The sequence below is a fragment of the Streptomyces ziwulingensis genome, assembly GCF_039542605.1.
Lineage (GTDB): Bacteria > Actinomycetota > Actinomycetes > Streptomycetales > Streptomycetaceae > Streptomyces > Streptomyces ziwulingensis.
In genome coordinates, this window is sequence record NZ_BAABIG010000007.1 from 50,948 (window position 1) to 76,048 (window position 25,101).

A 25,101-nucleotide genomic window follows, 5' to 3' on the forward strand; every position below is an offset into this window, starting at 1 on the left:
ATCTACTCCCAGTTCCGACGGGACCGACTGTGCGGGATCGCGGCACGCCCCGGCCCCCCGGTGCCCTCCCAGGTCCAGCAGTGGACATCGGTCAGGAGGGCGGGCGCCACCAGTGCGGCGCGAACGCCGGATCCCACCGTAAGATCCCACACCCTCCATGTTCCGGTTTCGTCCAACTCCACCGGGATACGGGTGTCGTTCGCCTTGGCGTACGCCTCACGTCTGGTCCAGCCGGTGAAGAACGCCTGACGCCCCTCGGTGTCCGGCAGCGCGCGGACGGCCGCCGCCTCGGCGGCGCCGAAGAAGCGGGTCGCCATGGCCCGGTGGTCGACGCCCGGGTCGACCACCTCGATGTCGATCCCCACCTGGCCGCCGCGGGCCACCGCGAGCAGCGCGTCGGCCCCGGAGTGCGAGAGGTTGAAGTCCAGGCGCTGCGTGGTCGGGCCCGCCAGCCGGGGACGGCCGCGGGCGCCGCGCGTGAGGAGCAGCCGCCGGGGGCGTACCCCCGTGCAGCGGGACAGTATGTCGCGGACCGCGGCCCGGCCGACCACGTACCGGTCCCGTTCGACCGGCAGCCGGCACCGCAGGGCGCGGGCCTCCTCCTCGGCGGAGAGCAGCGAGCGCAGCTCGGTGAGCCGGTCCGGCGGCACGTCCAGCCCGATGCGCCACACATGGACGCCGGCCGCGTCCCAGTGCACCCGGCCGGGGCCGGGCGGCCAGGTGTTGCGGAGCCCGCTCATGCAACGGTGCTCCCCGCCGTGCGGTGCAGCACGGCCTTGATCGCGCGCAGCAGCTCGGCCTGCGACGAGTGCAGGAAGAAGTGTCCGCCGTCGAGGATGCGCATGGTGAACGGGCCCGTGGTCCGGTCGGCCCAGGCGGCGAGTCCGGCCTCGTCGACGTGGCTGTCCTGGCGTCCGCCGAAGGCCGTGACCGGGCAGTCGAGCCGGGGCTGCGGGGTGTAGCGGTAGGTGTCGTTGAGCTGGAAGTCGGCGCGCAGGCCGGGCAGGACCAGGCGCATCGTCCGCGGATCGGCGAGCAGCTCGTCGGTGGTGCCGCCGAACTCCCGCAGCCGGTCCAGCAGTTCGTTGTCCGGCAGGTCGTGGATGAGTGGCCGGTTGTGGGTGAGCTGGGGAGCGCGCCGCCCGGAGACGATGAGGTGGTCCGGGCCGCGCAGCCCGGCGTCGCACAGCTCACGGGCGTACGCGTGGGCGATGAGCGCGCCCATGCTGTGGCCGAACAGCACATACGGCTCGGCGCAGTAGGACGACACGGCGGACACCAGGTCGGGCAGCAGCTCGTCGAGAGCGGTGTAGGGCCGCTGCAGGATGCGGGACTCGCGGCCCGGCAGGCGCACCGCGCTCAACTCGACGTCCGCGGGGAGCGCGTCGGCCCAGCCGGTGAACGCGGCACTGCCGCCGCCCGCGTACGCGAAGCACAGCACGCGCAGCCGGGCCCGCGGCCGGGGCCGCGGGGTGACGAGCCAGCTCCTCGACGCCGGGGCCGGCGCCGCGCTCACAGCGCACCGTCCAGGGCGTCCGGCACGGTGATCTTCATGTGGTCGGGGTAGGGCGGGATGTCGGTGAGGTCGGCCTCCAGGGTGACGAGTTCGCCGTCGCGGGCGACCTCGCGGAACCGGGAGAACTTGTACGTCACGAACATCATCCGGTTGCGGCCGTTGGGCAGGAACTCCGACAGCAGCCGCACCCCGGCGTCCCGGGCGCGCTCCCGCAGATAGGTGATGAGGACGCCGCCCACCCCGCGGGACATCACCCGGCACGACATCAGCAGCAGCTTGATCCGCCAGGCGTCCGGGCCGCGTTCGACCAGTACGACACCGATGGTGCCGTACGGGCCGTACCGGTCCACCAGCCGTGCGACCAGCAGCTCGTGGTCGGGCGACTCGCGGAACGCGTCGAGTTCCTCGTACGAGTAGGTGTAGCCGGTGGTGTTGAGCTGGTTGGTGCGGACGGTGAGTTCCGAGGCGCGCCGCAGGTCCTCCTCGGTGGCCCGTGCGATGGTGAAGTCCATGTCCAGGGTGGCGAGGAAGTCCTCCTTGGGCCCGCTGTACTCGCGCTCCACGTCGGCGCGTACCTGGTCCGCGAGGTACATGGTCCGGCGCCTGGCGGAGTCGTCCGTGATGAAGCGGGGGGTGAACTCCGGCCGGCCGGTCAGCTCGGCGGCGTCGGCGGCGTCCACGCAGAGCAGCTCGGGTACGGCGTAGGCCACTTCGGCCCGTTCGAAGGGGTCGTCGTCGACGAAGGCGAACGCGTCCAGGCCCAGGTTCAGGGAGGTGGCGATGGCCCGCACGGACTCCGACTTCGCGGACCAGGTGATCTGCGGGTACAGGAAGTAGTCGAGCAGGCCGTGCCGTTCCAGTGCGGCGGAGGCGGCCTCGCGGTCGTTGCGGCTGGCCACGGACTGGAGGATGCCGCGCCGGTCGAGTTCCGTGATGACCTCTTTGACACCGGGACGCAAGGGTACGTCGCCGTCCTCCAGGAGGATGCCGTCCCAGACGGTGTTGTCCAGGTCCCACACCACGCACTTCACGGTCCTCGCGGGGGGCGTCCCGGTGCTCTCGCCGCTCATGCCGTCACCTTCTCGTCGTCGGCCGGGGCCGGATCGGTTGCCTTCGCGGCGGCGGCCGCCGGGCGGACCGGCGCGTGTCCGACGTACGCGGACTGCGCGATGGTCGTCTGCTGGAGTTCGGTGGTGCCCTCGATGATCTCCATCACCTTCGCGTCCCGCAGGTAGCGCTGTACGGGGTACTCCTCGCCGCAGCCGTGTGCGCCGTGCACCTGGACGGCGTCCGCGGCGCTGCGGAAGGCGGCGGTCGACGAGAAGTACTTGGCGAGCCAGGTGGCGTGCACGCTCTGCGCGTCGCCCGCCTCGCGCAGCCAGCCGGCCTGCTGGCACAGCAGCCGGGCCGCCGCGGCGCCGGTGGCCATGTCGGCGAGCATCCGCTGGACGAGCTGGTGGTCGCGCAGTCGTACGCCGAACTGCTCGCGCCGGTCGGCGTACGACAGGGAGGCGTCCAGACAGGCCTGGATCAGGCCCACACAGCCCCAGGCGACGCTGTAGCGGCCGAGTTCCAGGGCGGTCGCGGCGACCGCGGCCAGCCCGAAGCCCGGCTTGCCGAGGACGGCGTCGGCCGGCACCCGGCAGTCCCGCAGCTCCAGCTCGGCGAGCATGGAGGCGCGGGTGCCCAGGATCCCCCGGACGGGGGTGACCTGGAGGCCGGGTGCGCCGCGCTCCACCAGGAAGGCGGTCTCGCGGCCGTCGAGGCGGGCGAACAGCAGGTAGACGTCGGCGCGCCGGCCGAAGGTGATCCACCGCTTGGCGCCGTCGAGGACGAACCCGTCCCCGGTGCGGCGGGCGGTGGTGACGAGCCCCTTCACATCGCTGCCCGCGCCGGGTTCGGTGAGGGCGAAGGCGCCGATGGCGGCTCCGGTGGCCAGCCGGGGCAGCCAGCTCTCGCGCTGGGCCGGGGTGCCCCAGCGGCCGATGGCCTGCGAGGCCATGCCGTGCACGGTCAGCAGGCTGCGCACGGAGGAACAGGCGCGCCCCGTCTCCTCGTTGAGCAGGCCGAAGCTGATCGCGTCGAGAGCGCCGCCGCCGTACGCGGCCGGGACGCAGGCGCCGAGATACCCGGTGGCGGCGATCGTGCCGAAGAACTCCTCGGGAAGTTCCGCGTTCCGGTCCCAGGCGTCCGCGTGCGGGGCGATGTGGTCGCGGGCGAAGGACTCGTACTCCTCCCGCGCCGCGGCCTGTTCGGGGGTCAGTTGTACACGTGTGGCCATCGTGATCTCCGTACCGGGGCGGGCGGTCAGCTACTGACGGGCGCGGAACTCTTGCGGGCCACCAGGGCCGCGACCGCGGCGACGGTGCTGAAGTTCTCGATCTCCAGGTCCTCGTCCTCGACGGTGAGCGCGAACTCGCTCTCGACGAAGAGGACGAGCTGCATGATGAAGAGGGAGTTCACGAAGCCGGTCGCGAAGATGTCCTCGTCGTCGGCGATCCGGTGATCGCCGAAGAACCGCGCGAGGAACTCGCGGATCTTCGGCTTGGCCGCTTCGATGGTGGTGTCGTGGGGCATGGCCTGACCGTTTCTCTCGGGTGGGGCGGGCGGGAGGTCGGGGACGGGAGGTGCCGGGCTACGCGGTCCCGGTGGTGGTGTAGTCGAAGAAGCCGCGTCCGCTCTTGCGGCCGAGCAGGCCGGCGTCGACCATCCGGACCAGCAGCGGGCACGGCCGGTACTTGCTGTCGGCGAACGCGGTGTGCAGGCCCTGCACGGACTGGAGGATGGTGTCCAGGCCGATCAGGTCGGCGGTGGCCAGCGGGCCCATCGGGTGGCCGAAGCAGCTCCGGAAGATCTGGTCGACCTCCGCCGCGGTGGCGACCCCCTCGTGCACCAGGTAGACGGCCTCGTTCACGGTGAGCATCAGGACCCGGTTGGAGACGAACCCCGGCGAGTCCTGGACCACCACCCCCTCCTTGCCCATCTGGGCGAGCAGCCGGTGCGCGGTGTCCAGGGTGGCGTCGGAGGTGTGGTGGCCCCGGATCATCTCGACGGTCGGCTTCAGGGGCACGGGGTTCATGAAGTGCATGCCGAGGACCCGGTCGGGGCGGGTGACGGAGGCGCCGATCCGGGTGATCGGGATGACGGAGGTGTTGGCGGCGAAGACGGCGTGCGGCGGGCAGAGCGGGTCGATGCGCTCGTAGACCCCGCGCTTGAGGTCCCAGTCCTCGGTGATGTTCTCGATCACGAAGTCGACGGTGTCGAAGCCGTCGTACCGGGTGGTGTACGCGATGCGTTTGGCGACGACCTGCCGGTCCTCGGCGGGCCCCTTGGCGCCGAGGACCCGGCTGAAACGCAGCCCCTGGGCGATCTCGCGGCGGGCCCGGTCGAGGATCTCGTCGGTGCGGTCGACGAGGATCACCTCGTGGCCGCTCTGCGCCAGGGACTGCGCGAGACCGGTACCCATGACTCCGGCGCCGACGACGCCCACCGTACGGAGGGTCTCTGTCATCTGGAACAACTCCTTCTAGGTCTTGACTCAGGTGTTCTGGGGGACGGGGCTCGCGCCGAGCCGGGGGCGGAGCACGTCGGCGAACTCCGCGACGGTCAGCGCCTCGAAGAGGGCGCTCAGCGGGACGTTGACGCCGAACATGCGCCGGACCCGGGCGACCAGTTGCACGCCGAGCAGGGAATGGCCCCCCAGTTCGAAGAAGTCGTCGTGGATCCCGATCTCGCTGAGCCCGAGCAGCTCCGCCCAGAGCGCGGCGAGCCGTGCCTGCACGGAGTCGGCGGGCGCCGCGTAGGCGGTGCCGACCTGGGGCCGCGGGTGCGCCCCGGTGTCCGCTCCGGCCGCCGGGGCCGGGGCGGCCATGCTGGTGCGCAGCACGTCCGCGCGGACGGCGTCCAGGTCCTTGGTGACCACGACGACCTGGGGTCCCACGTCGGAGCCGAGCACGCGCAGCAGCGCCTCCACCCCCTCCTCGGGCCGGATGCCCTGGTCGAGGTGGTCCCGCAGACCGCCCGCCGCGCCGTCGGCCCGCGCGGAGCGGGCGGCCGGCGGGAAGCGGTACGGGGCGACCTCGGCCGAGGTGCCGTCGCGCAGCGCGCCGATCCGGGTGCTCAGGTCGGCGACGCGTTTGAGGACGAAGTCCTCGATGACGGCGACCTCCCGGCCGTCCGCGTCGAGCAGCGTGAAGTCCGCGGTGAAGATCTCCTTGCCCGCTTCGTCGGGCCCGTGGAAGCGGTGGTGGCTGAAGATCCGGCGCGGCAGCGGGGAGAACAGGCGCAGCTTCCCGTAGGAGAGCGGGATGCGGAACTCCCGGGCCAGGTTCATGCCGTGGAAACCGGCGGCCAGGTCGAGCAGGGAGGGGTGCAGCCCGAGGTGCCGCAGGTCGTCGGTGAACTCCTCGGGCAGCTCCAGCTCGGCGAGCGCCTCCCGTTCGCCCAGGTGCACCCGGCGCAGGCAGCGCGAGCGGGGCCCGAACCCCATCGGCCCGGTGTGCTCGACGGCGCCGAGGTCCCGCATGCCCGCGTCCGCGATCAGCGCGGCCACATCGTGCCGCCGCGCGGGCCCCGGATCGGTGAGCGGGCCGACCTCACCGGTCGAATGGAGGTGCCACCCGTCGCCGTCGCCGTCGGCTCCCGGGTCCTCCGGCACGGCGCGGCTCACCACGGCGAACCGCGTCGGCCGCGCGGTCTTGTCCAGGACCACCCGCAACTCGTGGCGCCGGTCCTCGCCGACGACGACCGGCGAGAGGAAGGTGACCTCGCGCAACTCGACGCCGGTGCCGCCGTGCTGGTGCTCGTGGGCGGCCCTGACCAGTTCCAGATGGCCGGTGCCCGGCACGACGGCGCTGCCCGCCATGCGGTGCTCGTCGATCAGCCAGGAGGTCGCGGTGGACAGGGAGACGGCGTAGACCGCCCGGTTGTCGTCGTCGGCCAGGCACTCGTCGATCAGGGGATGGTCGACCGGGCCGCCGCGCCCGCCACCGGTGCCGCTCCCGCCGGTCGGGCGCGGGCCGCTCTCGCCGATCAGGCGCGCCGCCATGCCGACGTCCTGCCAGCCGTCCCAGTTGACGGAGACGAGCCGCGGGCCGCCGGCCGGGTCGCCGCCGTGGGCGAGGGCGTCGAGGAAGGCGTTGGCCGCCACGTAGTCGACCTGCCCGACACCGCCGGTCAGCGCCAGCGTGGAGGAGCACAGCACGGTGTAATCCGGCCGCAGCTCCCGGGCGAGGGCTTCGACGACGAGTCCGCCCGCCACCTTGGGGGCGAGTACGTTCAGCGCCGTGTCGACGTCCTTGAGCTGGGCGAGGCCCACGGCGGGCACACCGGCGGCATGCACCAGGCCGTGCACCGCGCCGAACCTGCCGACCACCTCGTCGGCGACCGCCCGCATCCGGGCCTCGTCGGTGACGTCCGCCGCGACCGGGAGCACCTCCGCTCCCAGCTCCTCCAGTTCGCGTACGGCGAGGACGCGCCGCGCGGCGGGGTCGTCGGCGGGGTGTTCGGCGAGCCAGTCGTCCCAGGTCTCGCGCGGCGGCAGCGGGCTGCGGCCGACGAGCACCAGCCGGGTGCCCGGGGTCCGGGCCAGGTGGCGGGCGAGGGTCAGGCCCACTCCGCCGAAGCCACCGGTGATCAGGTGGACGCCGCCGGGACGGGGACGGCCCGCCGCGGCGTCCTCGGCGGTCAGCCGGACCGGCCGGTGGCCGGGTGCCCAGCGGTCCCGGCCGCGCAGCGCGGTCAGCGGGCGCCCGGACGGGTGCAGCAGTTCGCTGAGGAGACGGTCGGTGCCGGCCGGCCCCGCGGCCGGCGTGATGTCGATGGCACGGCACGCGGTCTCCGGCTGCTCCAGCGGCAGCACCAGACACGGACCGAGGACGGTGGCCTTCTCCGGAGCCGGCTCCCCGGTACCGGGCGCCGCGTGCGCGTCGCTGGTGACCACGGCGATGTCCAGCACCGCCGCGCCGTCGCGGCCCGCCGTCGCGTGGTTGAACCGCAGCAGGCTGGAGAACCCGCGCTCCAGGGTGACGTCGAGCGGGCGGCGCGGTCCGACCGTCCACAGGTGGACCAGGTGCCCGGGGAACCTGCCGTGCGCGTCCAGGTCGGCGGCCAGGCGCCGGTAGTCCTCGCCGTCGCCCGGGGCGATCTCGTACGCGCTGTCCGAGAGGCGCCGCCACCCGTCGCCGGCCCGCACGGTCGTGACCCGGTGGCCCGCCGCGGTGAGTCCCTCGGCGAGCGAGTCGCCCGTGCCCTGCTCGTCGAGGAAGAGCAGCCAGTCGGCTCCGGTCCCGGTCCGCACGCCGGGGCGGCCCCCGGCGGGGTGCGGAGGCAGCGGTTCCCAGACGGGGACCTGGAACCAGTCGGCGAGGTCCGGCTTCTTCGCCAGGGACGGCACGGGTGTCCCGGTCCGCCGCGCCGGGCCCGGATCGATCCAGTGCCTGCGGCGTTCGAACGGGTAGGACGGCAGCGACACCCTCGGGCCGGCGCCGGCGTCACTGCCGCGCAGCGCCGGCCAGTCCAGGCCGACGCCCGCCGACCAGAGCTTGCCGGCGGTGGCGAGCAGGAAGCCCTCCTCGCGCTGCCGGTCGTACTCGCCGGGCAGGGAGGCGAAGGCCGGCGGCCGGCGGTCCCCGTCCTGGCCGGCGGGCCGGGCCTGCAGGGCGAGGCTGCTCAGGGACTGCCCGGGACCGATCTCCAGCAGCAGCCGCCCGGCGTCGCCCCACAGCCGGGCGACACCGTCCGCGAAGCGCACCGGGTGGCGCAGGTGACGGCCCCAGAAAACGGGGTCGGTGGCCTGCTCCGGGGTGATCCAGTCACCGGTGACGTTCGAGACGTAGGGAATGCGGGGCGGGGCCAGCGGGACACCGGCGACGAGTTCGGTGAACCGCTCGACGACCGGTTCCATCATGTGCGAGTGGAACGCGTGGGAGGTGCGCAGGGCCCGGACGGCGACGTCCTCCGAGGCGAGGCGTTCCGCCAGCGCGTCGATCCGCTCGCTCTGTCCGGCGACGACACACAGCTCGGCGCCGTTGACGGCCGCGAGCGACAGGCCCTCGTCGAGCAGGGAACGCACCCGCCGCTCGGACAGCGGCACCGCGAGCATGGCGCCGGCGGGCAGTTCCTCGATGAGCCGGGCCCGGGACGCGACGAGCGCCAGGGCGTCCTCCAGGGAGAGGACCCCGGCCAGGCAGGCGGCCGCGTACTCGCCGATGCTGTAGCCGATCAGCGCGGCGGGCCGCACCCCCCAGGACTGCCACAGCAGGCCGAGAGCGTACTCCAGCACGAAGACGGCGGGCTGCGCGTAGAGCGTGCGGTCCAGGTCGGTGCGCGGGGCGCCGCTGCCCGAGGTGCCCCGGCCCAGCAGGCGGCGCAGGTCGGGGCGGCCGCCGGCGGTGGTCGCGGGCTCGGGCGCCGGATGGATCAGGGTGCGCAGGTCGAGTCCGAGGTGCGGGCGGAGGATCTCGGCGCAGCGGTCGACGGCGGCCCGGAAGACCGGCTGCCGGTCGTAGAGTTCGCGGCCCATGCCGGGGCGCTGCTCACCGAGGCCGGGCAGCAGGAAGGCGACCTCGGGTGCCGGGCCCTCGTGGTGGCCGCCGCGCACGCCGCGGGGATCGCGGGCGCGCAGCGCGGCAGCGGCCTGCGGCAGGCCGTCGGCGACGAGGAAGCGCCGGTGGGGGAAGACCCGGCGGCCGCTCTGCAGAGTGTGCGCCACAGCGGGGAGCGGGAGTTCCGCGGCGGTCTCCAGGCGCTCCGCGAGCCGGTCGGTGGCCTCGTCGAGGGCGGCCGCGGTGCGGGCGGACAGCACGAGGAGTTGCGGCCGGTCCGCGTCGGACGCCGGTGCCGCCCCGGTCGTGGCCCCCGTGGAGGCACCGGTGGTGGCCGCGGTCGCTGCCGGGGAGGGGCCGGGCGCGGTGTACGAGGACGCCTCCTCCAGGATCACGTGGGCGCCGGTGCCGCCCATGCCGAAGGAGCTGACGCCGGCCCGGCGCGGCCCGCGGTCGTCGCGCCACGGGGCGAGCCGGGTGTTGACGTAGAACGGGGTCGCGTCGAAGTCGATGTCCGGGTTGGGCTTGTCGAAGTGCAGGCTGGGCGGGAGCTGCCGGTGCTGGAGCGCGAGGACCGTCTTGATGAGTCCCGCGATGCCGGAGGCCACGTGGGTGTGCCCGATGTTGCCCTTGACCGCGCCGATCGCGCAGCCGCCGAGAGCGGCGCCGCCCCGGCGGAAGACCCGGGTGAGGGCCTCGATCTCGATCGGGTCGCCGACGGGCGTGCCACTGCCGTGCGTCTCGACGTAGCCGACGGTCGCCGGGTCGGTCCCGGCCGTCTCCAGGGCGGCGGCGATGATGCGGGCCTGGCCGGCCGCGCCGGGCGCGGTGAAGCCGACCCGCTCGGCACCGTCGTTGCCCACGGCCGAGCCCTTGATGACGGCGCGGATCGGATCGCCGTCGGCGAGGGCGTCCTCCAGGCGTTTGAGGACGACCAGGCCGGCGCCGTTGGAGGCGACGGTGCCCTGCGCGGCGGCGTCGAACGGGCGGCAGTGCCCGTCGGAGGAGAAGATGCCGCCGGGCTGGAAGACGTAGCCGGCCTGCCGGGCCCGGACGGTCGCGCCGCCCGCCAGCGCCGTGTCGCAGTCGCCGCTGAGCAGCGCCTGACAGGCGAGGTGCACCGCGACGAGCGAGGTGGAGCAGGCGGTCTGGACCGTCAGAGCGGGCCCGACCAGACCGAACTTGTAGGCGATCCGCGTCGCCAGGTAGTCCTTCTCGTTGGCGAGGTTGCGGGCGAACTCCTCGGCCGCGTCGGTGGGGTCGGCGTCGGTGGCGAGCTGGGCGAGATAACTGCCGTAGTACGAGCCCGCGTAGACACCCACCGGGCCCGGCACCGACTTGGGGTCGTACCCGGCGTCCTCCAGGGCCGCCCAGGCGCATTCGAGCAGCACCCGGTGCTGGGGGTCCAGCAGACCGGCCTCCTTCGGGTTGAACCCGAAGAACTCCGCGTCGAACAGGTCGGCACCCTCCAGCACCCCTTGCGCGGGCACGTAGTCGGGGTCGTCGATCTGTTCCTGGGGGACACCGGCCGCCTTCAGCTCCTCGGGGGTGAACACGGTGATGGACTCGGTGCCCGAGCTGAGGTTGCGCCAGAAGGCCGCGGCGTCGGGTGCCCCGGGGAAGCGGCACGACAGACCGATGACGGCGATCTCCAGACCGGTCGGGGTGTCCGGGGAGTCCCGGACGTCCCCGTCCCGCGGGACCTCGCGCGCGGCGGTCCCCTCCGGTCCGCTCGCGTCCCGCGCGGGCGGGGTCGGCGGGGCGGCCGGAGCCCCGGGGGCGTGCGCGGTGGCGGTGTGCTCCATCAGTCGCTCTCCTCGGTCACGGTCCGTTTCCTGAGGCCGCGCTTGCGCAGCAGCCGGTCCTTGCCGCGGTCCGCCGCGCCTTCCCTGCGCCCCCCGCCGACCGCCGGCGCCACCTCGGCGTCGCCGTCACCGGCCAGGTGGGCCGCGAGCGAGCCGACGGTGGGGTACATCGTGAGGACCACCACGGGCAGATCGCGGCCCAAGGTCGCGTGCAGCCTGGCCGAGAGCCTGGTGAGCAGCAGGGAGTTGCCGCCGAGGTCGAAGAAGTTCTCGTCCAGGCCGACCCGGTCGCGCTCCAGCACCTCGGCCCACAGTGCGGCGATCCGCCGCTCCAGGGGACCCCGCGGCTCCCGGGCCGGCTCGGCGGCGGCGCTGGAGACGATCTCGGCGAGCTTGAGCCGCTGCACCTTGCCGGCCGGGCTCTTGGGGACCTCGGCCACCAGGAACACCCGGCTGGGGACCTTGTGGTCGGCGACGCGCGCCGCGGCGAACTCGCGGATCTCCCGCTCGGTGACGGTGGTCCCGGTGTGCGGCACGATCGCCACGGCGACGTCCTCGCCGAGCGTGGGGTGCGGCAGCCCGAACGTCACCGCGACCTTGACGGCGGGGTGGCCCGTGAGGACGTCGTCGACCTCGGCCGGGGACACCTTGGAGCCGCCCCGGTTGATGATCTCCTTGCTGCGCCCGACGACGTAGAGGTAGCCGTCCTCGTCGAGCCGGCCCTCGTCGCCGGTGCGGAACCAGCCGTCGGTGAAGGCCGCCCGGTTGGCTTCCGGGTGGTGCTCGTACCCGGCCGTCACGTTCGCACCCCGGATGGCGATCTCGCCCTGCTGCCCGGGGCCGAGCGGCCGTCCGGCCTTGTCCAGCACGGCGACGGGTTCGCCGACCGGGACACCCACGGAACGGAGTTTGCGGGTGCCCGGGGGCAGCGGATTGCTGGTGACCAGCGAGCCGGCCTCGGTCATCCCGTACGCCTCGATGACCGGCGCCCGGAAGGCGTCCTCCAGCGCGGTCAGCACCGGGCCGGGCAGCGGGGCCGACGCGGAACGGATGAACCGCAGTCGGGCGGCGCCGAGTTCGGCGGTGTGCTCGCCCGCCACCGCGAGCAGCGCCTGGTGCATGGTGGGCACGGCGGTGTACCAGGTGGGCCGGAACTCGGTGAGCCAGTCGAAGAAGAGGGTGTCGGAGAATCCGGGGGTGCAGACGATGCCGCCGCCGCCGGCCAGGGCGGCGATCAGGGTGCTGGTCAGGCCGTGCGCGTGGAAGAGCGGCATGACGTTCAGGCACAGGTCGCGGTCGCCGAGGGCGAAGGCCGCGCGGGTGTTGCCGGCCGCGGCGCCCAGGTTGGCATGGGTCAGGGGGACGAGTTTGGGCTGCGCCGTGGTGCCCGACGTGTGCAGGATCAGCGCGGTCTCGTCCGGTGCGGCCCACCCGGTGCGGGCGGCGGGCGCCGCTTCGGTCGAGGAACGCAGGCCGAACGTCCCGGCCGGGCCGGACGCGTCGGGTACCAGCTCGATGACCCGGATGCCGCGGTCCTTGGCCACGGCGATCGCCGGCGAGTCGCTGCCCTCCTCGACGAGCAGCGCGTCCGTGCCCATGTCGTCGAGGTAGAACGCGAACTCCCGCTCCCGGTACGCCGGGTTGAGCGGGGCGGCGGTGGCGTGGGCGGCCACCGCGAGGAACGCGAGCGCCAGGTCGGGGCCGTTGGGCAGGACGAGGGCGACCCGGCTGCCGCGGCCCACCCCGAGACCGGCCAGCGTGCGGCCGGTCAGCGCGACGCGGTCCCGCAGCCGTCGGTAACCGGTCGGCTGCCGCCCCGGCGCGTGCAGGGCGGCGGCGTCGGGGCGCAGCGCCGCCTGGTGGTCGAGCAACTGCCCGAGATGGGTGAAGGGCTGGTGCGGTGTGCCGGTCATGAGTGCTCGCTTCCTTCGTGTGCGGTGCCCCGCGAGAGGAGTTCGGCGCCGGGCCGGGCGGCCGGCGGCCGGATGCCGCGGGCGCGGACCCGCATCCGCGCGACCGGTATCCGTGCGACCCGTATCCGCGCGCCCCGCATCCGCGCGCCCCGCATCCGCGCGGGCCGCATCCGTGCGGGCCGCCGCCGGTCGCAGGTGCCGGACCGGTGGGGTACGGGGGCGGCGCCGTCCGGTCCGCGCTTGGTCCCGCCGCCGGTCCCGCCACCCGGCCCGCCGCCGGTTCCGTGCCCGGGGCCGGACGGGAGCCGGTCCGTCCGGTGCGTGGCGGTCCCGTGCGGCGCCTGCCCGGGATACGGGCGTTCGCCGGCCCGCGACCCGCTCCGGCGGGGCCGGTGTGCCGCGGGCGGCCGGGTCACTCGGGCACGGCCGCGCATACGACGTCCTCCAGCGAGTACACCCCGGGCGGCGCGTCGGCGGCGAACCGCACCGCGCGCAGGATGCCCGGCAGGAACGCCGCCCGGTCGGCCACGCGGTGCAGCACCTCGACGTGTTCTCCGGTGCCCGCGGCCAGCACCCGGTGTTCGCTGACCGCGTCACCCATCCGGAACGCGCCGATGTCGGGCTCCCGGCGGCCCGGCCGCCCCGGGCGCCACTGGTCGGCGAGGAAGCGGGCGGTGTTGCTGGGACGGTCGCGCTTGCCCGCGAAGTGCACGTCCACGACACCCGCGTCCCAGCCCTCGCCGACCTGCTCGGAGAGGTCCCGTACGAACCGGGCCAGGGCCAGCAGCGCGAGGCTGAAGTTGGCGGCGATCACCACGGCACGGCCCCGGGCCGCCTCGGCGGCCAGCGCGTGCTCGGCCTCGCCGAGCCCACTGGTGCCGATGACCAGGGGACAGGGCGTGGTGAGCGCCTGCCGCAGCAGCGCGGCGGTGGCCTCGCGCGCCGTGAAGTCCACCACGACCGGCCGCGTCCCGGGCACGTCGGCGAGGTCCGTGACCAGCGCCGCCCCGCCGGTGGCGGCGGGCCGGACGGTGTGCCGGGCCGCGAGGCGCACACCGGGAGCGCGCTCGACCGCGTCGGCGATCAGGTTCGCCATCCGGCCGCCGCGTCCGCAGACCACCGTGGGGATCGTCACGACCGCGCGTCCTGGGGCCACAGGCCCATCCGGCGGGCCAGTACGCCGCCGGCCATGCGCCGGCCGCCGAAGAACGCCTGCACGGTGTCGGCCGGCCAGTCGGCGGCGCCGACCGCGCTGTTCTCCAGCCCCAGTTCGGTGCTCATGTCCTCGGCGACCCGCACGGTGCGGTGCAGCAGGTCGGTCGAGGCGAGCAGGACGGCGGCTACCGAGGTGCCGCCGGGCTCCTCCCCCTTGAACTCCGCCCCGAAGCTGGCGAGCGCCAGCGCCAGCGAGAGCTCGATCTCCAGCTTGCTGAGTTCGTGCGCGAGGTACTGCGAGGTGCTGAGTGCCTCGGTGCCGCTGCCGGTGAGCGCCAGCTCGCGCCGCAGATCGGCGACGACCCGGGCGCTCCAGGTGAGCGAGCGCCGGGAGAACTCCCAGGCGTAGGCGTCGAACACCGGGGCCAGCGGGCCCTGGGGCGCCCAGGACACCGGGTGGGACAGGGCGCCTTCCGCGACGCTCACGCCGTCCAGTTCGATCCAGCCCCAGCCGTCGGCGCGCCCGGCGCCGTACCGCCGCAGCCCGGCGAGGGTGTGCGGCAGCAGCGCGAGCCGCGGGGGGTCCCCGGCGGCGGCCCGGAGCGGGACGAGTGAGAGTTCGGCGTCCGCGACGGCGTACCGGAAGCGTCCGGTGAGCGTCAGCCGGCCGTCGCCGTTGTGCTCGGCGCGGACCGCGGGGACGGGCAGCGCGAACTCGCTGTTGGGGGTGAACAGGCCCAGGGCGGCGCGTCGTGCACCGGAGCGTACGCGGGAGACGTGGCCGTCCGGATCGTGCGGGAACAGGTCGAGCAGCGGCAGGACGGCCAGCAGGTGTTCGGTCCGCGCGGCGGCCTCGGCGAACGGTTCGGACGCCCAGATCTCGTCCAGCTCCCGCCGGCGCGCGTCGACCGCGTCCAGCGGCGGGCCGTCCGCGGGTGCGGTCCGGTGTGCAACGCTCACAGCTTTTCTCCGCTCAGGCGTGGGCGCGGACGAAGCGCGCGATGGAGTCGACGGACATGAGGTGCTGGGGGTCGGCCTCGGGGTCGATGACCGCGCCGAAGCGCTGTGCCAGTGCCTCCATGAGGTTGATGTAGCCGATGGAATTGACCCCGGCCATGTCCAGCGATCCCTGCGCGGCCCGCAGATCGGCGACGGTCACCACCCGTCCGGTGGCGACTTCCACGAGTTTCTCGATCTGTTCGCGCAGACCGGTGTCGATGCCTTCGTCGGTCATGTGCATCCGTTCCTGTATGAGGCACGCGGCGTGCGTGCTACGGCATGTCGTTGACGAGTTCGCGCAGCTCGGTCAGCCGGACCTTGCCGGCGGACGACCTGGGGATGACCGGCAGGAAGGTGATCCGGCCGGGCACCTTGTAGGGCGCGAGCTTCGCCCGGCAGACGCCCACGACATCGGCGCGGGCGAGGCTGCCGCAGACCACGGCGTGCAGGACGGTCTCGCCCCGCGCGTCCCGGTCGGCGAAGACCGCCGTGTCGCGCACTCCGTCGATGCCGAGCACCACCCGTTCGATCTCGGTGGGATCGACCTTGCGTCCGGCGAGGTTGACGGGTCCGCTGATCCGCCCGGTGATGTGCAGCCGGTCCTGATGGATCAGGCCGCGGTCACCGGTGCGGTAGTAGCCCTCGGTGTCCAGGCGCTCCTCCAGGCCGCCGGGGACGTTGAGGTAGCAGGTGGCCATCGACGCGGTGCGCACCCGGACCTCGGCGTCGCCGTCCTCGCCCGGAACGATCCGCAGGGACACGCCGGGCAGCGCGGTGCCGAGACCTTCGGTGTGGCCGGGGTCCCGCTCGAAGGTGCAGGGGCCGGTCTCGGCGATGCCGTAGTAGTCGGCGATCCGCACCTGGTAGCGGGACTCGAAGCTCTCCCGGACGGCCGGATCGAGCACCGCGGCGGCGGACACCGCCAGGCGCAGGTCGGAGAACGCCTCCGGCTCGGCGGCGGGCGCCTCGGCCAGCAGCCGGTAGGCGAGCGGGAAGGCCACCAGGCGGGTGGCGGCCGAGCGGCGCAGGGCCTTCGCGATGCCGCCGGACGTGGGCAGGCCCCGGTAGATGTGGAGTTCGGCGCCGACCAGGAAGACGGGCAGCAGCGAGGTGTTGAAGGCCAGCCCGTTGGTGAACGCGGCCAGGCAGAGCACCCGGTCGCCGGCGTCGAGCCCGGTGCCCGCCGTCCAGTTGCGGGCCGCGCTGTGCACGGCCGTGTGGGAGAACTCCAGGCACTTGGGGGCGCCTGTGGTACCCGAGGTGAACCGGCAGGTGGCGGTGGTCGGCCGGGGCGCGGGCGGCGTGACGTCGGGACCGGGGTCCGTCGGCCGGGCCAGGACCTGGCCGCTGCCGGGCACGGGTACGAGGCCGGAGGGGAGCGGGAAGCGGCCGGGCTTGTCGGTGAGGAAGGTGTGGACGCCGGCGCTGTCCCTGATGCCCCGCAGCTCCGTGGCGCCGAACTGCGCGTCCACCAGGAACGGCAGGCGTCCGGCGAGGAGCAGGGCGTAGTACGAGATCAGATAGTCGGCGCTGTTGGCGGCGTACAGGGCGATCCGGTGCTCGTCGGGACCGAGCAGGTCTCCCAGGGCGCGGGCCCGGTCGGTGACCCGGCCGGCGAGCTGACCGTACGTCAGCTCGGTGTCGGCGTCGACGACGGCTCGCCGCCCGGCGTGCTGCGCGCAGGCGTCGAGGAAGACCTCGCTCAGCGCCGGCCGCTCAGCCACGGCGCCTCCCCGGGGCGGCGGCGAGGGCGGGCGCGTCGAGTTCGGCCCGGCAGGCCATGGAGTGGTTGGCGACGGTGAGCATGGTGGTCTGGCTGCCGCCGGACATCCGAAAGCCGCGGAGCTGGGCGTGGGCGCGCAGCGCCGTGCTGTCCCACATGTATCCCGCGCCGCCCTCCAGATCCGTGGCCAGGGAGGCCAGCTCGGTGGCCTTCTCCACGCAGAACCACTTGAGTTCGGCGATCTCCGGTACGGTGCTGCCGCCCTCGGTCAGCCGCAGGAAGCACTCGGCGAGGCCGGCTTCCATCAGCTCCTGGTCGGCGCGGGCACGGGCCAGGGCGTGTTCGTTGACCGGCCATCGGGCCAGCGGCCGGCCGCCGAGTTCGCGTGCGGTGGTGTGGCGCACGAGGTGCTCCAGGAGCGTGCGGTGGGTGTAGAAGGCGTCGGCGGCGATGAGGAACCGCATCCGGGACATCACCCGGTTCCAGCGCATCAGTTGGCTGATGCCGCGCCGGGAGATCACCTGGCGCACCGGCACCCGGGCCGAGTCGAACTCCACCCGCGCGGAGTCCACGGAGCGGGTGCCGAACTTGTCGTAGACCTCGGTCACCCGCACGCCGGAGGTGGCCTTCTCGACCAGCACGATGGCCGGTTCGCCGTCCAACTGGACGCTGACGAAGCACAGGTCGGCGTGGGCGCCGTTGACCACGAACTTCTTCACGCCGGTCACCACCACCTGGTCGCCCTCGGTGACGGCGGTGGCCGGTTCCCGCGCGCTGGGGTCGGTGTCGCACTGGCAGGCCACCAGCTCGCCCGAGACCAGCCCCGGGAGGAACCGGTCGCGCAACTCGTCGTCCTGGGCGGAGACCAGCCAGTCGCAGGCGATCTCGTTCTGTACGTGCATGCCGAGGGCGAGTCCGCCGTCACCGATCCCGGCCAGGGCCTCGCCGAGCACCAGCGCGCCGAGCAGGCCGAGCCCCTGGCCGGAGTGCTCGACGGGGAGCGACACCCCCATGAGGCCGCGGCGGGCCAGTTCGCGCCAGGCGTCCTTGCGGAGATGTCCGCCGGGGGCGGTCCGCCACTGTTCCAGCCATTGCGGGGTGAGGCAGTCCGACGCCCGCCGGGACAGGTCCCGGTGCGCCTCGGTCAGCCGTGGGGTCAGGATGCTGTTGCTCACCATGGAGATGGACACACTGCTCTCTGTGATCGTGGTGAACGGCGGGAGTCAACTGTGGAGGGCCGGCCCGCGGCCGTGGCTGTAGGCGATCGGCGCCCGGTCCCACTTGACCGCTCTCTCGTCGGGCCGGCCGCAGGCCAGGACGTAGATGGCTTCCTCGGGTCCGTCGAGTCCCACCAGCCGGGAGACCAGATCGGTGTCGAACCCGCCCAGGCAGGTGATGCCGACCCCCTGCCCGGCGGCGGCGAGGCAGAGCCGCTGCGCGGCGCTCGCGGCGTGGTGGTGCAGCTCGGCGAGCGCCTGGCGGCCCCGGCCCCCGAGCAGCGGACCGATGGGGGCGTGCAGGACGAGCAGCAGCGCCGCGGAGCGCACCACGTCCTGGTTCATGCAGGACGCGACGACCGCCTCCTGCGTGCCGGCGCCGCCGCTCAGGGGGTGCAGGACGTGCCGGTCGGGGGTGTACGCGTAGCTGCCCGGCGCGATGTTCTCGACGGAGTGGACCAGGACGCGCAGTGCGGCCCGGGGCCCGTCCGCGGAGTCCGTCGTGGTCTCCTGGCGGAGCCCGGCCAGGACCTGGCCGAGGGCCTCCTCGCCGAGGGCGGCCGGCAGGAACCCCTTCGCGGAGGCGCGGGTCAGGGCGAGGTGCGCGAAGGCGGCGCGGGGGCCGTCCGGGCGGCCGCGGTCGGCCCCGGCGAGCGCGATCGCCGCCGTACCGGAGTCGCCGGGAGTCCCCGTCCCACCGAGCGCGCCGGACCCCTGCGGGACGGCGGCCACCGTACGTGAACTGCCGTACCGGCGGGGCGTGTCGTCCGGTCGGTGGAAGGTGCTGATGGACCGCACCGACCGCCACGCCTCCTGCTCCGCCGTCCCCGGTTCCTCGGGGCGGGTGCCGTCGCCGTGGCGCCAGATCGGTACGGCGAAGGGGTTGGCGGCGGCGCCGGCCGCGGCGGGCGCCGTCGTCGGCGAGGCGGTCAGGGTGATGAGGGCCTGCGGCTCACGGCACCGCCCGGTGAGTCCGAGCACCTCGGCCGCCGTGTCCCGGTCGAAGCGCAGGTGCGTGACCGGCAGGAACCCGGCGCCCTCGGCGGCCAGTGTGATGTTGGCCGCCGCGTGCCCGCCGTCGAGGTGGGTGTAGAGGTAGCCCCGGCGCCCGTACTTGCGCATGGAGGCCCAGGGCCTGCCGACGACGGCGACCACGGCGTCCGGCTGCGGGGCCGGGGCCTGCGGCAGGGTCAGCAGGCCGTCCAGTGAGCCTTGTTCGACCGTCCCGATCCGCCGCAGACAGCAGCCGGCGACCTCGTAGTCGTACAACTCGTAGGTGGTGGCACCACGAAAGGCGACGAGCAGTTCGAAGGGATAGAGCGCTCCGGCGGACGGTGTGGTGCGCGCCCGCATCAGGGTCCGGCCCTTGGTGATCACGGCACCGGCGCGTTCGCCGTATCCGAGTCCGAGCACCTTGGAGATGGCGGTCCAGGACGAGGGGATGTCCGGCGGTGGTGCCTGGGCGGCCCCGGCGAACGGCGTCTCCCCGGCCGTCTGCGGGTTCGCGCGCAGTCGTGTCTCGTCCCAGAACCTTGCTAAAAGCGGGTCGAGGCGTTCATTGAGGTCGGTGTCGCTCCTCGTTTCCACGGTGCTCATATTCCCCCCTGGCCGGCGCCGCGGTTCGCTGCCGCGTCCTGCCCGGCCGATGTGCGTCCCGCCGGTTTTCCCGGCGGTCGCCGGTTTCCCCTGAAAGCCATCGTCGGTTCCCTCCGCAATATCCGCTGGAATTCACGCCCGCAGGGCAGAACGCATCGGCCGCAGCCACTCCGCTTGATCGTCGTGTACGGAAACTTTCTTTATCAGCGGCCGCCCCGGACGGCGTGAGTTTGCTGAACGGCCGGTGAAACTTGTCTTTTCGACGGCATGAGGACGGCATGAGAAGGAACCCGCACAGGGCGGGGCGGCGCTCATGTATGCACCTTTTCGCCATGGGTGAAATGGAGCATAAATGAACTTTCCCGACAGCTCTACGGTTCCGTCTCTCCTGATCGGCTCTGTGTGCTCCGGCCGGGGGCGGCGGTGTCAGAAAGAGGCAGGTGAGACGGCAGGGCGGTCGCCTGGTGTCCCTAGTGCGATCGGCTCGTGCGACAACTGTCCCGAATCATGAACTGCTCGTCCTCCCCACATGATCCAGGAATGCGATGATCCATCCGACGGCACCGGCGGTCGTCGCCGACCAGAAATCTCATATTTCGAGACGCTGCAGGCGAGCGGGTCCGGTCAAGCGCCGGAAGGCGCCGGGTCGATCGTTTACAAAGTCGCTCATCACTCTAGTGTCCTGGCCGATGGCGACAACTCACTTATCCGCCAAGCCGGGAAACTGATCGCGTTCGATCGCCTTCCGGAAAACGATGGCCATAGGTCAACTCTGCGAAAGGAAGTCCGGTCGTCGGTGGACGCGAGGCGGCGCGCCACTTCGAAGCGAAATGATCGATCGCACCGCAGTTCAGAACGGTGTCGATCTCGCCGGCCCGACCGGAGGGCGCGTCCCGCGGCCCGGTGCGCCGGCGTCGCGCGCTCTCTGATCCACTTGGCGGTATGCGCGGAATATCCCCGGGGCATGCGCGACCGCTTCTCGCGCGGCACCGCCGGAGTGCCGGATTCCATGTGTCCGGAACTGCTCCTCCGCCGCCTGCCGGACCGATCACTGTCCGCCAGATGTGGCCAAAGGCGGGCGCTCTGGAGAGGGAGTGAGCGCCGCGCGCCGCCCGGAGGCCCTCACGCGGACTCGGGGTCCCGGAGCAGCAGGAGGGCCTGGCGGGTCAGCAGGCGCTCGGCCGCGTCGTAGTCCCAGTGGCACTCGGTGACGAGAGTGCGCCAGGCGGAGAGCCCGAAGCAGAGCCAGAGGCGGTCCGCGACGCCCTCGACGGTCAGATGCGGGGCGACGGCGCCGAGGGCGACCAGGTGCCGGGCGCTGCCGCGCAGTGCCTCGCGGTACTGCGTCAGGACCTGGTCGTGCACCTCGCGGGCGCTCTCGTCGCTCGCCGCGGACGACAGCAGCAGCTCGATCGACCGGGCGAAACGCTCGGTGTCGACCCGGGTGACATGGGCGATGTGGCCGACCGCCGACGGCAGATCCCGCGTCAGGCGGAGCGTGTCGTTCGTCTCCCCGGCGCGGGAGTCCGCCAGGTCGGCTGTCAACAGGGCGTGCAGGATCTGCGTCTTGGTGCCCACGCTGCCGTAGAGGGTCTTCACGGCGACGCCGGCCGAACGCGCCACGTCGGTCATGGTGACGCGGGCGTAACCGCGCGTGCTGAAGAGGTGGCGCGCGGCGTCCAGGATGTCCTGGCGAGTCTGCGCCGCCGCCTGCTCGCGGCGCTTGGATCGGTAACTTCGCGTCCCTTCCGGCATGAAGCCACTCTACCTGCGCTTATAGGGCATTTAATGAATGCAGAGACTGTGACATCAATCCTGGGAGTGCGGGCATCCGGTCGGCAGCGCGGCCGAGAGCGCAGTCGTCCCGAGACGAGGGGAGCGTGCGGAGCGGGCCCGGCCGCCGGTCCAGCCATCCGTCCAGCCATCCGTCCGGCCATCCGTCCAGCCGTCTGTCCATCCGGACACCTACCTGGTGAGTTGATCTCGCATGATCGAACACGGACACTCCGCCGTCCCGGGGACCGCACCCGCCGACTCCGGCCACGCCTCGCCGGCCCCGCCGACACGCCTCCCGCCGGGGCAGAACCCGCCGGGGCAGAACCCGCCGGGGCAGAACCCGCCGCCGCAGACCCCGCCCAAGCAGACCCCGCCCAAGCAGACCCCGCCCAAGCAGACCCCGCTGGAGCAGATGGGCGGCACGACGGGTCTGGTGTACATGGGGCTGCCGATCGTGGCCTTCGTCCTCGCCAACTCCGCCTTCGGCCTGGTCCCCGCCATCTGCACCGCCGTCGGCGTCGCCCTGGCGATCGCCGTGACACGCCTGGTCCGCAAGGAGCCGGTCCAGCCGGCGCTCTCCGGCCTGTTCGGCGTCGCGGTCGCCTCGTTCGTCGCGTGGAAGACGGGTTCCGCCAAGGGCTTCTTCCTGACGGGCATCTGGAGCAACGTCGCACTCGCCGCGCTCTTCCTCGTCTCCGTCCTGGTCCGCCGCCCGCTGGCCGGCGTCATCTGGGGCGCACTCAACGGCACCGGAACCGCCTGGCTCCGCGACAAGCCCTCCCGCCGCGCCTACGACATCGCCACCCTCACGCTGACCGCCGTCTTCGCGGCCCGCGGCGCCGTCTGGCAGTGGCTGTACGACGACGACCGCACCGGCTGGCTGGCCGTCATGAGGATCGTGATGGGCTACCCGCTCCTCGCCCTGGCCTTCCTGGTCGTCCTGTGGGCCGGCCGGCGCTCCGCCAAGCGGCTCAAGGCCCCCGCCGGACAGCGGCCCGCCCGGAGCGGCGCATGATGGAGCGGGTCTTCCGCACGGCGGGACGCAAGGTCCGGCCGGACCCGTAGGGAGGCTGACCAGTGGAAGAAGTGGACTGGGTGGACGTGCCGGCCGGGGCCCTGTGGCGAGGCACGCCGGCCGAGGACGTGGCGGAGGTGACCCGCCGCTACGCCGACACCGGGGTGCCGGAGGAGTGGTACCGCAAGGAGGCTCCTCGCGCCCGCATCCGGCTGCCCGCCTTCCGGATCGCTCGGACTCAGGTCACGGTCGGCCAGTGGGCGCCGTTCGCCCGGGCCACGGCCCGGTCCGTCCCCCGGGCGCCGGACGACCATCCGGTCACCGGGGTGAGCTGGGAGGAGGCGGCGGCCTACTGCGACTGGCTCGGAGAGCGGCTCGGTGACCCGGGTGTCCGGCTGCCGACCGAGGCGGAGTGGGAACGCGCCGCCCGCGGCGACGACGAGCGTGAGTTCCCCTGGGGGACGTCGTACCGCAGCGGGCTGGCCAACCTGGTGGATCTCGGCATCGGCACCACCGTGCCGGTCGGGTCCTTCCCCCGGGGCGCCAGTGCTTTCGGCGTACTGGACATGGCGGGCAACGCCGACGAGTGGACGTCCACCCGGTACGCCCCCTACCCGGGCGCTCCCGCCGGGGTGCCGCGCACCGAGAGCTGGGCGTTCGACCCGCACGTCACCCGCGGTGGTGCGTTCTGCCACGACCGGGACCTCGCCCGCTGTGCCCGCCGGCACGGTGTCTACGACCGGGACCTGGCGGCGATCGGCGTGGGCTTCCGCCTGGCGGCGCCGGCCCGGTGACGTCGCGGCCGGCCCCGGCACTCAAGTGGTCCGGGGCTCGGCGGGCCGGTCCCGCCGCCGCGTCGCCCGGGGCGCTCCCAGGCGTTCCGGTGACATGCGGCCCGCGAGGTGGTAGCCGAGTCCGCCCGCCGCGGTCAACGCCGCCAGCACGGCCCACAGTACGAGTGTGTGCCGCTCGGCGAGGGACCCGACCAGGGCCGGTCCGGTGATCGCCGACACCGTCCAGGTCAGGCTGACCATGGACAGGTACCTGCCTCGTGCGTGCCGGGGCGCCGCGGTGGCGGACACGGCCGTCATGGCCGGGGTCGCCGCCATCTGCCCGACGCTGAACAGCAGGACCGCCGTGTAGACCAGGACGACACCCGTACCGGAGGACAGCACCGGCAGGAGCGCCAGCAGCAGGACCGTGCCGAGCATCAGCACGGAACTCCAGGCGATGACCCGACTGCGCCGGCAGGTGCCCAACCGGGCGGTGAGAGCGGACTGGGCCAGCACGATCAGCAGGGAGTTGAGGGTGAGCGCGGTCGAGGGCAGCCAGGCCGGCAGCCCCCGCACCTCCACGAGGTAGACCGGCAGGATGATGGTGGGGATCAGCCAGGCGAAGACGAACGCCGCCTGCGCGCCGATCAGCACGAGGATCGTCCGGTCCCGCGCGAGGGCCCGCCAACTGCTCCCCTCGCTCGTCTCCCGGCCCTTGTCCGGTTCGTCCCGGCCGCCGGCGCCGCGCACCGGGTCCGGTGCGGTGGGATCTGCCGCGGGCGCGGGGGTGTGCTCGATCCGGCGTCCGGGAAAGGCGAAGAGCAGCGCCGTGACCGCGCTGGTGCCGGCGTTCAGCACGACGATCAGGACGGCCGCGCCGGACCAGCCGCTGGCGAGCAGGGCACCACCGACCGCGCCGCCGAGGCTCACGCTCGCGTTCTTCCCGGCGGCGGTGAAGGCGTACCACCGGTCGAGTTCCGCTCCGTGCGCCAGGTCGGCGACGAAGGCCGGCCACGATGCCCAGTACATGCGCTCCGCGCACAGGACGAGGAACAGGACGACGACCAACGAGACCTGGCTGTCGACCAGCAGGTAACACAGGTAACCGACGGTCGCGAGAACGTTGTTGGCGACCAAGGACGCCTTGGGCCCCCAGCGGTCCACCGCGATACCGGCCAGTGGCGCCACCGGAAGGGACAGCAGCGTCGCCAGACTGGTCCCGTATCCGACCTGCTGGACCGTCAGATCGGTGGTGAGGAGGAAGAACAGGAAGTTCAGCGGGATGAACATGCCCACGCCGAAGGAGTCCAGCGCGGTCGCGGCGACGATTCTTCCGCTGCCGGACAGGTGCGGAATCCCCAGCCGGTCGAGCCGGCGGCTTCTCCTGCTCGCGGCGTCGGCCGGGCCGCTCACGTCCGCTCCGGGTCGGGTATCTGGATGCGGTGGCCGGCGAACTTCTTGGCCAAGAGGTAATCGCGGTTGCTGTTGCGTACGAAGGTGCTGGTGGTGCGGGTGAAGCGAACCTCCACACCGTTGTCGTCCAGTTGTCTGGCCTTGTCCGGGTTGTTGGTGATCAGGTGGACGGCTCGGACGGAGAAGGCGGCCAGCATCTGCACGGCAGGCCGGTAGTCCCGCAGGTCGTCGGCGAAGTCCAGTTCCCGGTTGGCCGCGAAGGTGTCCAGGCCCTGGTCCTGGAGGAGGTAGGCGTCCAGCTTGTTGTAGAGACCTATGCCCCGGCCCTCCTGGCGCATGTAGAGGAGGAAGCCGCCTTCGGCGGCGAGAAGGTTCACCGCCTCGCGGAGTTGCGGACCGCAGTCGCAGCGTCCGGAGCCGAACACATCTCCGGTGAGGCATTCCGAGTGGACTCGGACCAGGGGTGCCTCCCGCTGCCGGTCCCCGAACACCAGGGCGATGTGCTCGCGCTCGTCCACCAGGCCGGCGAAGGTCACCATTCTCGCCATCACCGTGCCCGAACTGGTCTGCACCGGTACCGGGACGTCGGCGCGGACCGTTCCCGGCCGCAGCGGAGCGGGATGATCGGCGGCGGTCGTACTCATACTGCTCATGCG

At 73.2% G+C, this 25,101-nt stretch carries 19 protein-coding genes; 2 read left to right on the forward strand and 17 right to left on the reverse strand.

Annotation, left to right across the window (positions count from 1 at the left end):
- Positions 1-2 precede the first annotated feature (2 nt).
- From ABEB00_RS03140 to ABEB00_RS03210, 15 genes are all read right to left on the reverse strand, one after another.
- Entirely contained in the window at positions 3-740 is a 738-nt protein-coding gene (locus ABEB00_RS03140; RefSeq protein ID WP_345617275.1) for a 4'-phosphopantetheinyl transferase family protein, read from the reverse strand.
- Positions 737-1,516 carry a thioesterase II family protein gene (locus ABEB00_RS03145; RefSeq protein WP_345617276.1) on the reverse strand — a complete coding sequence of 260 codons (780 nt, stop codon included), beginning with the start codon at positions 1,514-1,516 and terminating at the stop codon, positions 737-739. Before ABEB00_RS03145 ends, ABEB00_RS03140 begins: the two co-directional genes overlap by 4 nt.
- Positions 1,513-2,586, reverse strand: a complete 1,074-nt coding sequence (locus ABEB00_RS03150; RefSeq protein WP_345617277.1) for an HAD-IIIC family phosphatase — start codon at positions 2,584-2,586, stop codon at positions 1,513-1,515. The genes ABEB00_RS03145 and ABEB00_RS03150 overlap by 4 nt, the downstream gene beginning before the upstream one ends.
- Positions 2,583-3,797 carry an acyl-CoA dehydrogenase family protein gene (locus tag ABEB00_RS03155; protein WP_345617278.1) on the reverse strand — a complete coding sequence of 405 codons (1,215 nt, stop codon included), beginning with the start codon at positions 3,795-3,797 and terminating at the stop codon, positions 2,583-2,585. The genes ABEB00_RS03150 and ABEB00_RS03155 overlap by 4 nt, the downstream gene beginning before the upstream one ends.
- 26 nt (positions 3,798-3,823) lie before the next feature.
- Positions 3,824-4,093, reverse strand: coding sequence for a phosphopantetheine-binding protein (locus ABEB00_RS03160; protein WP_345617279.1), 270 nt, complete (start codon positions 4,091-4,093; stop codon positions 3,824-3,826).
- A 58-nt stretch (positions 4,094-4,151) separates the two neighbouring features.
- Complete coding sequence (locus ABEB00_RS03165) at positions 4,152-5,027, reverse strand: 3-hydroxyacyl-CoA dehydrogenase family protein (RefSeq protein WP_345617280.1); 876 nt, start codon at positions 5,025-5,027, stop codon at positions 4,152-4,154.
- A gap of 27 nt (positions 5,028-5,054) precedes the next feature.
- A complete protein-coding gene (locus tag ABEB00_RS03170; protein ID WP_345617282.1) occupies positions 5,055-10,865 on the reverse strand; it encodes a type I polyketide synthase in 5,811 nt (1,936 codons plus the stop codon).
- Positions 10,865-12,778, reverse strand: a complete 1,914-nt coding sequence (locus tag ABEB00_RS03175; protein WP_345617284.1) for a non-ribosomal peptide synthetase — start codon at positions 12,776-12,778, stop codon at positions 10,865-10,867. Before ABEB00_RS03175 ends, ABEB00_RS03170 begins: the two co-directional genes overlap by 1 nt.
- 412 nt (positions 12,779-13,190) lie before the next feature.
- A complete protein-coding gene (locus ABEB00_RS03180) occupies positions 13,191-13,913 on the reverse strand; it encodes a 4-hydroxy-tetrahydrodipicolinate reductase (RefSeq protein WP_345617285.1) in 723 nt (240 codons plus the stop codon).
- Positions 13,910-14,893 (reverse strand): hypothetical protein, encoded by a 984-nt coding sequence (locus ABEB00_RS03185; protein ID WP_345617286.1) that lies wholly within the window; start codon positions 14,891-14,893, stop codon positions 13,910-13,912. Before ABEB00_RS03185 ends, ABEB00_RS03180 begins: the two co-directional genes overlap by 4 nt.
- A gap of 13 nt (positions 14,894-14,906) precedes the next feature.
- A complete protein-coding gene (locus ABEB00_RS03190; protein WP_345617287.1) occupies positions 14,907-15,167 on the reverse strand; it encodes a hypothetical protein in 261 nt (86 codons plus the stop codon).
- Positions 15,168-15,204: 37 nt separating this feature from the next.
- Complete coding sequence (locus tag ABEB00_RS03195; RefSeq protein ID WP_345617288.1) at positions 15,205-16,656, reverse strand: class I adenylate-forming enzyme family protein; 1,452 nt, start codon at positions 16,654-16,656, stop codon at positions 15,205-15,207.
- Entirely contained in the window at positions 16,649-17,830 is a 1,182-nt protein-coding gene (locus ABEB00_RS03200) for an acyl-CoA dehydrogenase family protein (RefSeq protein WP_345617289.1), read from the reverse strand. Before ABEB00_RS03200 ends, ABEB00_RS03195 begins: the two co-directional genes overlap by 8 nt.
- Positions 17,831-17,878: 48 nt before the next feature.
- The gene (locus ABEB00_RS03205) at positions 17,879-19,468 is read right to left on the reverse strand and encodes a nitroreductase family protein (protein WP_345617290.1); all 1,590 of its coding nucleotides are present in this window, start codon (positions 19,466-19,468) and stop codon (positions 17,879-17,881) included.
- Positions 19,469-20,590: 1,122 nt separating this feature from the next.
- On the reverse strand, positions 20,591-21,223 hold the full coding sequence (locus ABEB00_RS03210) for a TetR/AcrR family transcriptional regulator (protein WP_345617291.1): 633 nt from the start codon (positions 21,221-21,223) through the stop codon (positions 20,591-20,593).
- A gap of 232 nt (positions 21,224-21,455) precedes the next feature.
- On the opposite strand from ABEB00_RS03210, the gene ABEB00_RS03215 reads away from it, so the two are divergent.
- Together ABEB00_RS03215 and ABEB00_RS03220 are read left to right on the forward strand one after the other, a co-directional pair.
- Positions 21,456-22,259, forward strand: a complete 804-nt coding sequence (locus tag ABEB00_RS03215; RefSeq protein WP_345617292.1) for a DUF3159 domain-containing protein — start codon at positions 21,456-21,458, stop codon at positions 22,257-22,259.
- A gap of 62 nt (positions 22,260-22,321) precedes the next feature.
- Positions 22,322-23,053, forward strand: a complete 732-nt coding sequence (locus ABEB00_RS03220) for a formylglycine-generating enzyme family protein (protein WP_345617293.1) — start codon at positions 22,322-22,324, stop codon at positions 23,051-23,053.
- Between the two features lie 21 nt (positions 23,054-23,074).
- Here ABEB00_RS03220 and ABEB00_RS03225 read toward each other — a convergent pair whose 3' ends face one another.
- Together ABEB00_RS03225 and ribA are read right to left on the reverse strand one after the other, a co-directional pair.
- Entirely contained in the window at positions 23,075-24,445 is a 1,371-nt protein-coding gene (locus ABEB00_RS03225) for an MFS transporter (RefSeq protein ID WP_345617294.1), read from the reverse strand.
- Positions 24,442-25,098: a GTP cyclohydrolase II RibA gene (gene ribA / locus ABEB00_RS03230; RefSeq protein ID WP_345617295.1), complete on the reverse strand. Its 657-nt coding sequence runs from the start codon at positions 25,096-25,098 to the stop codon at positions 24,442-24,444. Before ribA ends, ABEB00_RS03225 begins: the two co-directional genes overlap by 4 nt.
- Positions 25,099-25,101: the final 3 nt, after the last annotated feature.